Annotated in this window: 13 protein-coding genes; 1 reads left to right on the forward strand and 12 read right to left on the reverse strand. The window is 43.8% G+C overall.

Annotation, left to right across the window (positions count from 1 at the left end):
• Positions 1-234: 234 nt before the first annotated feature.
• A complete protein-coding gene (locus KJS65_RS08435) occupies positions 235-543 on the reverse strand; it encodes a hypothetical protein (protein ID WP_213649424.1) in 309 nt (102 codons plus the stop codon).
• A gap of 293 nt (positions 544-836) precedes the next feature.
• Entirely contained in the window at positions 837-1,277 is a 441-nt protein-coding gene (locus KJS65_RS08440; RefSeq protein ID WP_213649425.1) for a DnaJ family domain-containing protein, read from the reverse strand.
• Between the two features lie 214 nt (positions 1,278-1,491).
• On the opposite strand from KJS65_RS08440, the gene KJS65_RS08445 reads away from it, so the two are divergent.
• Positions 1,492-2,754 (forward strand): FAD-binding protein, encoded by a 1,263-nt coding sequence (locus tag KJS65_RS08445; protein ID WP_213649426.1) that lies wholly within the window; start codon positions 1,492-1,494, stop codon positions 2,752-2,754.
• Positions 2,755-2,837: 83 nt separating this feature from the next.
• Here the strand turns inward: KJS65_RS08445 and KJS65_RS08450 are convergent, their stop codons facing one another.
• The 10 genes from KJS65_RS08450 to KJS65_RS08495 form a co-directional block, all read right to left on the reverse strand.
• Positions 2,838-4,682 (reverse strand): Ig-like domain-containing protein, encoded by a 1,845-nt coding sequence (locus KJS65_RS08450; RefSeq protein WP_213649427.1) that lies wholly within the window; start codon positions 4,680-4,682, stop codon positions 2,838-2,840.
• Between the two features lie 334 nt (positions 4,683-5,016).
• Complete coding sequence (locus KJS65_RS08455) at positions 5,017-5,403, reverse strand: RidA family protein (RefSeq protein WP_213649428.1); 387 nt, start codon at positions 5,401-5,403, stop codon at positions 5,017-5,019.
• A 154-nt stretch (positions 5,404-5,557) separates the two neighbouring features.
• On the reverse strand, positions 5,558-7,084 hold the full coding sequence (gene nhaC / locus KJS65_RS08460; RefSeq protein WP_213649429.1) for a Na+/H+ antiporter NhaC: 1,527 nt from the start codon (positions 7,082-7,084) through the stop codon (positions 5,558-5,560).
• 35 nt (positions 7,085-7,119) lie between these two features.
• A complete protein-coding gene (locus KJS65_RS08465; protein ID WP_213649430.1) occupies positions 7,120-8,295 on the reverse strand; it encodes a MalY/PatB family protein in 1,176 nt (391 codons plus the stop codon).
• Positions 8,296-8,335: 40 nt separating this feature from the next.
• Positions 8,336-9,007, reverse strand: a complete 672-nt coding sequence (locus KJS65_RS08470) for a helix-turn-helix transcriptional regulator (protein WP_213649431.1) — start codon at positions 9,005-9,007, stop codon at positions 8,336-8,338.
• A 338-nt stretch (positions 9,008-9,345) separates the two neighbouring features.
• On the reverse strand, positions 9,346-9,939 hold the full coding sequence (locus KJS65_RS08475; RefSeq protein ID WP_213649432.1) for a YdeI/OmpD-associated family protein: 594 nt from the start codon (positions 9,937-9,939) through the stop codon (positions 9,346-9,348).
• On the reverse strand, positions 9,939-10,292 hold the full coding sequence (locus KJS65_RS08480; RefSeq protein ID WP_213649433.1) for an ArsR/SmtB family transcription factor: 354 nt from the start codon (positions 10,290-10,292) through the stop codon (positions 9,939-9,941). The genes KJS65_RS08475 and KJS65_RS08480 overlap by 1 nt, the downstream gene beginning before the upstream one ends.
• Before the next feature lie 128 nt (positions 10,293-10,420).
• Positions 10,421-11,407 (reverse strand): alpha/beta fold hydrolase, encoded by a 987-nt coding sequence (locus KJS65_RS08485; RefSeq protein ID WP_374706144.1) that lies wholly within the window; start codon positions 11,405-11,407, stop codon positions 10,421-10,423.
• Between the two features lie 314 nt (positions 11,408-11,721).
• Positions 11,722-13,176 carry an alpha/beta hydrolase family protein gene (locus KJS65_RS08490; RefSeq protein ID WP_213649435.1) on the reverse strand — a complete coding sequence of 485 codons (1,455 nt, stop codon included), beginning with the start codon at positions 13,174-13,176 and terminating at the stop codon, positions 11,722-11,724.
• A 96-nt stretch (positions 13,177-13,272) separates the two neighbouring features.
• Positions 13,273-14,244, reverse strand: coding sequence for an alpha/beta hydrolase (locus KJS65_RS08495; protein ID WP_213649436.1), 972 nt, complete (start codon positions 14,242-14,244; stop codon positions 13,273-13,275).
• Positions 14,245-14,402 lie beyond the last annotated feature (158 nt).

Raw genomic sequence — 14,402 nt, forward strand, 5'->3', positions numbered from 1 at the left:
GAAATTGATTGCGGGACTTTTGTATTTTCTAGTGGTTTTCTATCCATTGTCATAATATTCCAATATCCCAAGCTTGGTCGCTTACTCTTTTCTCATCATTTACATCCACCAAGAAACTCCGGATATAAAATTCCTGTTGTTTGAGCATATACTCCGAACTCCAAAGCTTTTCTCATCATTTCGGCAAAGAGGTAGGCTTTCTTCCTTCCCTAAATGCTTAACGAGACCAACGTTTTACCCTTCAACCACATCTGCTCGCAAATCTGTTGCAATTTCAATCATTTTGGGAACTATAGCTTCGCTGGAAATGGCTACATATAAATCTCCCAAATAAAGCCGGAAAGGAATTTCAATACCCCCTTGCTTCCACATAAAAAAATCCCCATCGATGGACATCGTGCTCTCGGGTCCTTTCACTGTAAAAACCTGTGAATAGGTAAAATCGGGTTTGGATGCAAAGTATTGTTTGCACTCATCCAAAGAAATGGCTTGCTCTGCATTGTTTTCTTGCATCGATCGTGTTATACGAAATCGCTGATTCATGGATATGCCTCCAAATTTTTATAATTCTACATCTAATATGTGACAGTTTTTTACACAACTATCGTTCTTCTACAAAACAATATTTTCTCATTCCCTGAATCCACTGTCAAAATCCATTTTTGTCAGAGGCCGAAGACGACTTCATTAAGTCAAAAAAAAAGTATTTCCTTTTACGGGAGATACTTCTTTTGATTAAAATGAATCAGCTATGCTTATCGTTGTAAAGCCTCTATATCGCTTTTGTTCATTAAACCACTGATCTCCCAAGCACTTGGCGAATAGATTCAAATGGGCTAAGCCCATTTATCATAGGCTGTGTGCAGATTCATACCGGAGACCAGACCTTTTTGCAAAAGAGGGTTCGGAACCAGTCTGTTATATTTCCGGATTTTTTGGTTGATGTGTTCTAGCTCAGCGTCCATTAGCTCAGCTTCCATAAGTAAGTTCATGCCTGAACGATCGGTAATCCGCTTTAAGTCGGCGGCAATCTCTTTTCTCAGTTCAATCCATGCAGGCTGGTAGTTGGCGTTTCTCATGATCCCAGTGAGAACATCACCATCCCCTATCTTTATCGGCTTACCCTTTCCGGGCAAGTCGTCAAAGCCGCCATTTTGGGCAAACTCGTCAACGGCTGTCTCCAAAAGCCAGCCGCTTGTCGACATCCGATTCGTTTCTTTTTTGTTATTTTGATTCTCTTCTGGCGCTGCTTCTTTTTGGTTATCGTTCAAATCCATACAAGTCACCTCTCCTTAGAAACGGATTTGTATCTATTTTACGAAAAATGCACTAGTTGCAGTTTCATTGTAGCATAAGCTCATCACGCCACTGTTGCTAAGATTTGAATATTTTCCAAATGATAAAAGAGTATACGATAGGGTTGAGAGTCTGTCCCTGCCCCTGCTATCATGTATATGATATGAACATTTAAAGTGAAGGAGGAGTGAGCAGATGAATCAAAATCACAACTGGGCAGGCAACTACAAGTACAGCGCCACGGAGCTCCATACTCCTGAGACCTTGGAACAAATGAGAGAGATCGTAGCTCGGAGCCGCCGGATCAAAGTGTTAGGAACACGGCATTCGTTCAATGGAATCGCGGACAGTTCGGAAATGCAGCTCTCTCTGGAAAAGCTGAACCGGGTAATCGCACTGGATCGCGAGAATCATAGGGTAACTGTTGAAGGCGGAATCCGCTACGGCGATCTGTGCCGTTATCTAAACGATCAAGGCTATGCGCTTCATAACCTGGCATCGCTGCCGCATATTACGGTTGCAGGCGCATGCGCAACTGCAACGCATGGCTCCGGTGTGCGGAACGCCAATCTGGCTGCAGCGGTCCATTCCATGGAGATCGTGAGAGCGGACGGAGACATGATGCGATTCTCGCGAGATCATGAAGATGGAGTCAACGGAGCGGCTGTCGGGCTGGGGGGCCTTGGCGTCGTCACGAAGATCACGCTTGATATCATTCCAGCATTCGAGATGAGTCAGTACGTATACGAAAATCTGCCTTTGGTGAAACTGGAAGATTCTTTCGATGAGATCACCTCTGCCGCCTACAGCGTCAGTCTGTTCACGGACTGGAAGGAATCCCGCTTCAACCAAGTCTGGCTGAAGCATCGTATGTTGGACGGCACCAGCGTCGGGATGGGACCGGAATTTTTCGGCGCTACGAGGGCGGCAAGAAATGTCCACCCCGTGCCCGGTTATACAGCGGAAAACTGCAGTGAACAGATGGGGATCCCGGGACCTTGGTTCGAACGGCTTCCTCATTTCCGGATGGAGTTCACCCCAAGCGCCGGAGAGGAACTGCAAAGCGAATATTTTGTCCCTCGACAAGTCGCTTACCAAGCCTTATGTGCGATCGATGAGCTGCGGGAGCATATTTCCCCTCTCCTTTATGTATCCGAGGTTCGCATGATTGCAGAAGATGAACTGTGGATGAGTCCTTGCTATAAGCAGGATTCGGTTGCGATACATTTCACCTGGAAGCCCGACTGGCAAGCCGTGCAGCAAGTGCTGCCCATGATCGAAGAGCGTCTCTCTCCCTTTGCTGCTTGTCCGCATTGGGCCAAACTGTTCACCATGCCGCCCGCCCAATTGCAAGCGCTTTACAAACGTCTGCCCGATTTCCGAAAACTTCTCCTTCATTGCGATCCGGAAGGCAAGTTTAGAAACCAGTTTTTGAATACGTATCTTATGGCGGATTGATCTATTCACACACAAAAAGCCGCCATTTCGGCGGCTTCTTAAGCTTATCTTCCTCGGTTTCGTGACAACGAACGAAGCAGCCTCTATTCTGTCGTTACACTATGTTCAGAATTTTCCATGCTCGGCTGCATTTTTTCTTGAGGAAAAGCTGCACGGACCACCTGCACATCGGCAGAAATGCGGCTTCCTTTGTATTGCGCATAAATTCGGGTCACTCCCAGCTTATGACCAATCAGGTTTCCTTCCTCATCCACCTCTGCTATGTCCGGATGATTACTTGTAAAGGTCGTAAGCTTCGTGATATCCGATTCCGTATTCGTTTTATAGTCATACAGTGTGACCTTCAGATCGAGCATTGAACCTTCCAAAATGGAGTATTCGCCCGAATCAAGCTTGATATAACCGGACACCGGATCGAATTCGTCTGTATCCTTAGGCAGCACCGTAATGTTGAGCCTTGAAGTAAACCCTTCAAATGTTGCTTCGACGTACGTTTCTCCCGGCTCGTTCCCCGAAATCCGGCCTAATGCGTCGATGGTTGCAACGGCACTGTCACCCGAAACGTACACTCCGGCACTGGATAAATCTTCTTTGCTTCCGTCGGAATATACGGCTTGAAGCACGGTGGCGGCGCTTGTGCCTGCTTTTAATCTTTTTTCCTTGTCCGTAAACGAAATGCCTGTCAGAGCACGCTCGGCAGGGGTTCCTTCAGCCGGAGGCGACAGCTTCATCACTTGGAATTTATGTGTATCTCCCCGCGTAACGGTTCCAGGGAAAATAAATCCCCCGTCTGGCGTTCCTGCGGCCTTACCGACATAGGTGATCGGAGGACCTTTAAATAAATCTCGGCTAATCACCCCTCCATTAACATTGACACTTAATACACCGTACTGCGTTTTCGATTCATTCAGACTATTTCTGGAATTATGTCCGCCTAACATGGCATAGCCGTCCTTTGTGCGCACCAGACGATTATACATTTCGGAATTTTCGCCGTCGGAGTAAGTTTTTTCCCATTGCACTTGTCCTTCAAGGTCGAGTTTGGTGAGTAACACCAAATTTTTGTCATCCATTTTTTTCCGGCTTAAGACCACATATCCGCCATCTTCTGCAGCCACAATTGAATGGGCAGTCCACCTGCTTTTCGGATCGATAAACTGTTTCGACCATACTTCTTTGCCCTGATCGTCGAGCTTCAGGATCAGCATGGCATCATAGTCTTTGGATTCATACTCCGCCAATCCTGCATGACCGATAGCGATATATCCGCCGTCGATCGCGGGTATCAGATCGTTGAAAAAGTCGCTTCCCGTGAATGGGTATTTGTTATACCATACCTCGTTGCCGTTCGCATCGATTTTCAAAATATAAGCTTGTTCATATGCAACCCAGCTAACAATCCCTCTTCCGGCAATCAAAAAACTGCCGTCGTCCGTTTCTATCACAGATACCGGGGTGCTGTCTATCGCAGCGTCCTCCTTAGTCTTGTCCCATAATACATTGCCCGAGGAATCCAATCTGATCATGTAAAGCTCATCTTTGGATTCGCCTTCAGTCCTTGACGATCCTAATACGAGGTAACCCCCGTCTTTCGTCTCCGTCGCCAGGTACGCCGTATTACTCGAATAGCTATGTGCTAGCTTTTGTTCCCACTTGACCTGACCTTTAGCATTCAGCTTCAAGACATAGGCCTTTTGAAACGAATCATCTCCGTCTTTGTCTCCACCCCTCACATTCCCCGTGGCTAAATAGCCGCCGTCGGAAGTAGAGATCACGCCCTCCCCGGAAGAAATGCTTCCGTAATCCCTGGTCCATTCGACGACAGATTGCGTTCCATCCGCAGAAGCTTTGTCAAATCCCACACCACAATACATCAATAGCGAAGCGGTCATGCATACAGTCAGCATTTTCGATAAAAATCTACCCACAAGCACACTCCTTTCAACACCCGGTTATTTTAGTCGTGAAAATTTGTCAAAATCCTTAATCCCATTCATTATCCATTTGATCCCATTTCATTTCTATCCAACAAATTTCTCAATTCCTTGTTACAATGGTATGATTTGTCATCTGATACTTTAGACGAATACAGCGATATCTAATTTAGGCAAGCGACTACAAGTATAGTGCTTTGGAACTCCGTTGAGAACAGTGGATACCCATGCAAAAAAGAACCGTCCGGAGAATCGTTATCAACGTTTTCTTGGGACGGCTCTTTTTATTTACCTATTGTCTTTTGGAGGGGATCATTACTTCAAGATGTTAAGCTTTCACGGCGATAACCTCGATCTCCACAAGCCCGCCCTTTGGCAGCTTGGCTACCTGTACCGCGCTTCGTGCCGGATAAGGCTCTTCAAAGAATGTTGCATACACTTCATTAACCTTCTGGAAGTCATTCATATCCTGCAAAAACACTGTCGTTTTTATAATATGATTCATGCTAAAGTTTGCAGATTCCAGGATCGCCTTCACATTGAGCAGTGAGCGCTGAGTCTGCTCTTCCACCGAAGCTGGAAACTCGCCGGTTGTATCCATTCCGAGCTGACCGGAAGTGATCAGCATATTTCCGAGCTGAACCGCTTGGGAATAGGGGCCGATCGCTCCAGGAGCTTCGGTTGTTGCAATAGTATGTCTCTCTTGTGTTGTCATGGTTTCTCTCTCCTTGTTCGCGCTAATAAACGCTTATATAGTTATTGTCATTGCAAAAATCCGGTCAGCGATGCGACTAGGAAGACATTTCAACATTCAGGCAGCCGTAACCCGAATTTTTGCAAATACCTGCTTGAGCATATCAATGGCGTCGTTAATTGGCTTGCGCTGCTTTTGCAGCTGCGGTTGGCTTCGGGTTCATTTCTCCTCCACCCTGTCCGTCATACTCTTTTAACATTTCCTCTTGCTGCTCCGGTGTCAGCTTGGCGATCCCAAATCCGGTAAAGCCCCAGATCGTAGCGAAAATAATTCCTGTCCAGCACAGCATTGCCCATGGCAAATATGCAAGCGTTGCGACGCCTAGGGTACCGGCCATATATGCACCTGCTGCAGTCCAAGGCAGAATCGGTTCTGTTATCGCTGCGGAGTCTTCGACCGTCCGCCCGAGATTCTTCGGATGCAATCCCCGACGGATATACGCCTCACGCAGCATTTCTCCAGGCATCAAAATCGAAACCTGACCGTTGCTTGTGACGCCAATCATCGTTAAACCGGTTACAATTGTCGCCACGATCAGCGAACCTGTGGAGCGTACATGCTTCAGGATTTTGTTCACAATCAGCTCGAGCGATTTCGTGAGCGAAATCGTGCCTGCAAACGTGATAGCACTGAAACAGATTAACAGCGTTCCCATCATGGAGTTCATTCCACCGCGGTTCAGAAGCTTCGGCACATCCGGAATGACCGCAGCCGGATCAAATCCCTTCACGTGAACCATCGTGATGTCGAATCCGTTCAGTACAGAACTTACGACATCATGCAGAGAGAAACCTTGGAATATCAATGCATTGGCCATCGCAAAGGCTGAGGACAGCAGCATGACCGGTAGTGTTGGTTTTTTTCGGATCGAGCCGTATAACACGATGAGTATCGGAACGATAAGCAGCAAATTCCAATGGTAAATCATGCCTAGGGTATCCATGACGGTACCCACTTTTTCAGGGACACCCACGCCGGATGCATGCGTGTTCAGACCGGTAATCACATAGACAATTCCAGCTACGATAAACGAAGGCAGTGTCGTATACAGCAAATGTCCAATATGCTCATACAGATTCACTCCGGTAGACAGAGAGGCAATATTCGTTGTATCCGACAGCGGCGATAGTTTGTCACCGAAATAGGCACCGGCTACAACCGCACCCGCAACGGCTGCCAGATTCGCATCCAACCCGGCGCCGACGCCCATAAATGCGACCCCGATCGTGCCCGCCGATCCCCATGATGTACCTGTACAGACCGATACGACCGATGTCACCAAAAATGCGGTAATTAACAAAAACTGCGGGTTAATAATTTTGAGCCCGTAATAAATCATCATCGGGATCGTACCGCCCACCATCCATGCGCCGATCATGAATCCTACGGTAATCAGGATCAGAATGGCCGGCATCGTTTTGGCGATTTTTTGAGCAATGGAATTTAATATATCGTTATAGCTGTGGCCCAGTTTAACCGCAATGATCCCTGCGACAACCGTTGACGCAATAATAAGCGGTTCTGGCGGTAGCTCGAACATCACATATCCTAAGCACAGCAGCACGACCATCGTAATAATCGGAAGTAAAGCCAAAAACAGCGTTGGTTCCTTGATGTGTTTTACCTTATTTGGCTCAGTCATCGTTGTATTCCCCCTGGGATAAAATGAATTGCTGACTACTTCTGGTGTAAAGGATAGTGATCCGCCATACGCTGCAGAGCCTCCTGTAGAAGAGGCCTTGGAGCAGCAACGTTCAGTCGGATGTAGCCCTCACCGTCCGCCCCGAAGGAGGTTCCGTAGCTCACACTTACCCTGCTCTTTTCTTGAATCCATTCAATTAAACCGCTTTCATCACTGCTGCAGGCTGTGCAATCCACCCACAATAAATAGGTTCCTTCAGGCTGAATAACTTTGAGTTCAGGCATCTGCGCCTTTATAAAATCCATCGTATAAGCGATATTGTCCGTAATATAAGTGCGAAGCTCGTCCAGCCATTCATCGCTTGCCGTATAGGCCATTTCCAAGGCCGGCACGGAGAAAAAGGTCGGGTTATGAATGCCTGCCTGCTGCAATCCTTCCCTAAAGCGTTCCCGCAGCTGCCCGTTAGGAATGATAATGTTGGCAATTTCCAGACTTGCGAGATTAAAGGTTTTTCCTGGAGAAGTACAGATGATCGAACGGTCTGCCACCTCATCCGATAGCTTGGCAATCACAGTATGTTCATGGCCTGCATGGATGAAATCCGCATGAATATCATCGGATACGATAAGTGCATCATATTTTATACACAACTCACAGATCCGCTTCAGCTCATCGATCGTCCATACCCTTCCCGTCGGGTTATGCGGGGAGACCAGCATGACCATTTTTACACCCTCACTCATCTGACGCTCCATGTCTTCAAAATCAATCTCATACCGGCCGCTGACGAGCTGCAGCGGGCTTTGCACCAGCTGTCTGTCATTTAGCGAAACCGCCTTCGCAACAGGCTGATAGGCCGGGGTATGGACTAAAATACGGTCTCCTTTCTCCGTCAATTTCTGAATAATAACCGACACGGCCTGTACAATCCGCGGGCAAAATACGATCCATTCCTGCGGCACTTGCCAATCGTAGGCTTTGGACAGCCATCCTTGTACAGCTTCAAAGTATGGGGGGAACGGATCCGTATAACCGTATATTCCGTGTCCTGCCATCTCCGTTATCCGCTCCACCACGACCGGTGGCGCAGGCAAATCCATGTCGGCTACCGAAAGTGCGATCATATCCCTTCCCAGGGACTGGGCCATGCCATCCCACTTTGCGCTATTCGTGCCGAATCTGCTGATGATTTGGTCAAAATTATATTTCATGATGTCACCTTCCCTTGATCGTACATGTACATGCTCGTAATTATTTCAGCTTTTGCAAATAACGGTACACAGTAGGCTCTGATATCGATAATGATGCTGCCACCTGAGATACGCCGCCTTTCAGCAAAAATACGCCCTGCTCGTTCAATTCCCGCACAAGCTCAATTTTCTCTTGCGGAGATAACCGGTCAGCCGGAATTGTTATTTTGCTAAGTACCGATGTGATCATATGCTGAAGCAAATCATCCGCGTTTCCCTGTAAATATTCCTTGGCCTGCTTGTCCTCCTGAGGCGCCTCAATCGCAGATGGCGGTAACAGCGAGCCTCCCTGCAAAATATGCTGAATCCATTCCGCAGCGACCTCCATATGGGTAATGTCAATGTTCAGGCACATCAGTCCCACCAGCTCATGCTCGTCATTTTTTATAAAAAAGGTGGATGATCTGAAGCTTTGACCCAGTTTGCCCGAAGCCTTGTAGTTGGCAATAAACTGCTCTTCCCGATATGCTTCCGCTTTCAACAGTTTAAGAACCAGATCGGTGGAGGCGTCTCCAACTTTGCGCCCGCTGATGTGACCGTTTTCAATAAAGATAATCGATCTTTCCGGGTCGCTGATATCATGCACAACCACTTCACACTTGGGTCCAATAATGGCCGCGATAAATGAAGCAATCGGGAAAAATTTCTCAAGAAACTGCTGGTTTTCGTTCATGGATAATATCTGTCTCCTTCCCTGCTTGCTTTATGTGTTTTTTTGATTATCGTTATAATAATTTATTATCGTAATAAAATTATATTACATTGATAAAGCGGTTTCAATCCCTAATTTGCAAAAAGTTTATTTGAATTTCCGGATATGCTCCGATTTTCCTGATTGGAACAAGGTTTACAGCCTCTTTTTAACGAACAAAAAAACTTCTTTTCGGGTACCTTCAGAAAGATAAGGATTAATAAGAATAAGAAAATTTCAATACTAAAAGCCCAATTTCTCCAGAAATGAATAGGGAAATTGAGCTTTTTCATTATTATTAAAAAATTCTTCATTTAAATCTAATCATTTAATCCTTTTCCATCCAGAATTTTCGGCATGCATTTTTCTACCCTTGACTCCCTGGTTTTGGATTGCTTGGGTCCAGAAAAATGAAGAAGGTATGCTCTTTGCCGTCCGGGTGTCAACGCTTCAAAAGCAGTTTTCAAGGCAGGAATTTCATCTAATTTATTTTGAAATTCTTCAGCAACTATGAATTCTGTATTCTTTTTGAAATTCACTTCCAAACCAGCCTTTTCAACTTCAATGCCATCATAAATATAGGCCTTCAAAATGGTTTCCATTTCAATGATTTCTTGAACATTTGTGAACCTAATCTGACGCGCCGCCTGTACATTCTCCGTTTGTTGGATTAGAATCCGATGGGTATCCTGTAACAAGGCACCTTTGTTAAACAGAAGCGCACAATATTCTTTAAATCCATGTATTAAAACGATATTTTTATTGTCAAACGTGTAGCAAGGATGCATCCACTTAAATTCTTCGGTCAGCTCACAGTCAAGAACGATATTTCTCAACTTCTCATACTCTTTCTTCCACTTTTTAGATTTACTTATATATTCATCAACCTTAGGATTCAATCTACTAGTTGTCATCAAGGACACCTTTCTTCATCATAATAATACTGTGTTTTCAAAACATTTTTAGAGTTCTCCCCAATTCTATCTTTCCAGAATCCTTCGTAAAATGATACCCAATCTTGAATTTCTTGGAGTGGGGCGGCATTCAACCGATACCTCGTTTCTCTACCAACCCTTCGAGCAAGGACAAGATCAGCATCTTTAAGGATAGCCAAGTGCTTAGAAACTGCAGTACGACCCATTTGAAAATGAACCGTTATTTCATATAGGGGTAATTCCTCAACATCTGCCAACATTTGGAGTAATTTCCGCCTTGTTGGATCGGCAACAGCGTCATACACATCCCTTACTTGGCTTTTTACGTTCATAATCCCCCCCACCTTTTCATCAATATCTCCTGTAATACAAACGAGTAAACTTCATACTAACCAAATAGGACACCTTTTGTTGTCCAAATGAGTGTAGGACACCAAACGATGACATGTCAAGTGAACGATTATTTTATATCTTTCATAAATTCCCTAAAGTTTTCAGTGATTTCTTTATATTTCGTATGGTGTAAGTAATGGTCTCCTTCCATTGTTATTACTTTTCCATGTACAGAATTTTTGACTTGCTCTTCATGCAGTGGTATCCATCCTTCAGTCTCTGTATCATTCGCTTGCAAAAAGAAAATAACAGGAAGATTTTTAGGAAAAGTTAAATTTTGAGCTGCTTTAAAATTATGATTAAAATTTTCGCCTTCATTCAAGATGTTCGGGTTAAACATGTTTTTGAGAGAAAGGATTCTTATTTGTTCTTTTGTTTCATCATCAACTATTGGTGTAACAAGTTGGTCAGGGCTTAGTTTCATTAGCAATCTGAAGAAACCTGATTTTTTGAGTAGTTTATAAGTTTCTGTCGGAAATTCATCATCCGTACCGCCTTGCGTTGGAACACTGCTATCGATTCCGACAAATGCACTTACTTCGTTTGGATACTTGTTCACATAATCGAGTCCGTAAATGCCTGAAATGGAATGGGCCATTAGAATATATCGGTCAATATAAAGACTCTTCAGCGCTTCATGAGTCTCACTCACAATATTTTCTATGCTTCGTTCTTTTTCGGTTACATCACTTAATCCATAACCAAAAGGCTCAATCACGACGACTTTATAAAATGGAGATAGCTCTTCCACTAGCGGCTTATAATCAAGGGCAGGTGCTGCTGTTCCATAACCAGGTAGTAGCACGACGGTTTCCTCGCCATTTCCCTGAATCAACACATTCATATTTTTCCCGTCTACTGATACATGCTGACCATAGGGCTCTATTCTCTTTTGCTCCGAGAGGTTACTGATCACATTAACGGAATAAACAATGCCTAGAAAAAGAACAATGACTATCACAATTGCTCCTAAGATTTTAAGCAAAATATTGCGTGCTTTCTTTAATTTCGTTCCATTCTTCGTTTTCATTTCCTCTGTTTGTGTCACTCTCATCTTCTCCTGTCTTTATCTGTTTATTGGACTATCTTAAACCGCCGTAATAAATAGCTTATACGACGAATATGTACTCCCAATGGCGGCAATATGAACGGAGCATGAACAAGTAAAAAAAATGCTGCAGCGTCACGTGCAATGAAGCTTGAACATGACGCCGTAGCATGGAGGATTTGACTAGGTTTATTTGATCTTGCTCCGAATTGTTGTTAACAATATAAACAATGGCAATAAACAGTGCAAAAGCGAAAAACGATGGCTCCTCATATTTTGATCATCATGATTATTATTTTTACGCAGTCGGACATGATCGGTTAAAGGTCTTCCGGCTTTATAAATTTCACCTCTGGATACATATCGTTCGGTCCCTGAATCAGATTTCCACCCGTTCCTTTCAGTTGCTTATTAAAGAAATCGAGTACGTATTGATTTACGATGCTTGAGCCTCTTTTACCATTTATATCTCCTGTTATCCCCGTCAGTTTAATCAACTCAGAATAGAATTGAAGGTCCGTGAAATTGAAGTGCTGGGTTCCTTCTACATAAATCGCACTTCCCCCCTGATTGATAACATTTTTAATAATGTGCAGCTCATCTGAAAGTTGTTTATTTATTTCATTATCCGAATTTTTATCATTTTTAAAATCTACTAACCAGTCTTTAAAACTTCCCGATCTTATGAACATAAACGGCTTGTTGATAGCATCTCTATTTTCCACTTCAAATAGTGACCCGTCCATATTGATCCCGGCCTTGATTCTATGATCTAAATAAGTTGTATTAAACGCCGTTGCACCCCCAAAAGAATGCCCCATCACGCCTAGGTTATTTAAATCTATTTTCCCTTTAAATTGACTTTCGATTGCACCTGAATTCAGCTTTTCAATTTGATTGATTACAAACTCTACGTCTTTCGTCCATATATCCCCAATTCTTTTACGATCATCTATTGTTGTCATCTTTGTTTTATAGTCCGTTACATGACCATCCGGAAAAATGGTAGCAAAGGTGCTATACGTATGATCGATTGTGACCACGATAAACCCATGACTGGCAAGATTCTCAGCTTGTGATGCATGCAGAACTCTACTGGTTCCCATGCCATGAGATAGCAGCACTAAGGGATAAGGACTAGTAGAAGGTAATATTTCTACATTTTCATAAGAGTTGGTTCTACTATACTTCCAGTAATCGAACACAAAATCGGGAAGGTTTAAAGAATTAGCGTATGTCTGAATATACTTTTTGAACATTCCTTTATCTTTTGGAAAAAGCGTTTCACTCTTGTTGTTCTTCTTATTTTCAGTAGGGTACCAAATTTGAACCATTAGCTCCCTCTTATCGCTTTGATCTTCAGTTAAGACCTCATCTCGGTTTTGATCCGTAAAATGAAATGTTTGCGTCCCCACCTTGTCTGGCCCATCAGGCTTCGGCAAATGAAAGACAGGCAAGTATACAGACAAGCTGGTAGATACAACAAGTAAAATGACGATGATGGAAGATAAACTATATTTCAACGGCTTCCCTATTTTTATATTCACCATCTTTTTTGAATGCCTGAATAACACGATGAGTATGAATAGAGCCGTCATCATATATACCAAAAGCAGCTGCCATCTGTACCCCTCAACCAACAATTGAACTACGAATATAACGCTGCTTCCTATACTCAGAAGCACTCCTGTTTTCTGTGCGCTTCTTTTAATAAACAATAAATCGAGTAGTAAAGCAAAACAGGATAGAACTAAAAGTATTTCAAATAATCTCATTTGTGTCCCTCTCTTTCATCAATAGACCCAGACACCTGCCGAATTATATAAAACCATGGAAAGCCATTCCAAAGGACGGCTTTCCATTCGCTCTTTTTATTTTGCTTCTTTCATAAATGCTCTAACGTCTTCAGCAATTTCTTTGAATTTGGTATGGTGCAGATAATGCGATCCATCCATTGTGATTAATTTTCCATGTACCGAATCTTTGATCTGCCCTTCATGCAGAGGGATCCATCCGGGTACACCTTGATTATCCGCTTGTGCAAAGAGTAGAAGCGGAAGGTCTTTTGGGAAGGTTAAACCTTGAGCTCCTTTAAAATTGGAAGAAATATGGTCCATCTCATTCAACATCGTGGAGCTATTCGAGTTTTTATTCGATATCATTTTCATCTGCTCTACGGTGCGATCATCAAATGGGAGTCCAGCATAGGGACTGCTACCAAAATTGACCATCAATCTTTGGAGACCTGATTTTTTAAGAAATGCAAACGTTTTTAATGGGAATTTAACATCCATACCCGGTTGAGTTGGAACACTGCTATCGATTCCGACAAAGGCAGTCACCTCGTTAGGGTATTTGTTCACATAATTAATGCCGTAAATGCCTGTAATCGAGTGGCCCATGAGAATGTATTGGTTAATGTTAAGCTGCTGTAGCGCTTCATGAACTTCACTTACGATATTCTCTGTGGTTCGATCTTTTTCAGTTCCATCACTTAATCCATAACCGAAAGGCTCAACGGCAACAACTTTATAATATGGAGATAGTTCATCGATTAGCAGCTTAAAATCAAGCGCCGGTGCAGCGGTTCCATAACCAGGCAGAAGCACGATCGTTTCCTTGCCATCGCCTTGAATTAACACATTCATATTTTTTCCGTCCACAGACACGTGTTGACCGTACGGCACGATTTTTGCTTGATCCGATTTTGTTGCGAAAACATTCACGAGAAATACAATGGCTAGAAAAAGCACGATTGCTATGGCTATGGCGCCTAAGGTTTTGAGTAAAATACGCAGCGGCTTACGCATCCTTTTTTTCGTTACCTCTTCTATTGGTTTCATGTTCATCTACTCCTGTCCCTCTTCTCTATATTGGGCTGTCTTGAATAAGAAGCCGTTAAAAGAAGCTTATCTGACGAAGATGTACTCCCCATGACGACAATATGAACGGAATATGAACTGACCCAAAATAAAAGGCTTCACACGCAAGAAAGCTTGCG

It is taken from the genome of Paenibacillus sp. J23TS9 (genome assembly GCF_018403225.1).
Taxonomy (GTDB): Bacteria; Bacillota; Bacilli; order Paenibacillales; family Paenibacillaceae; genus Paenibacillus_AQ.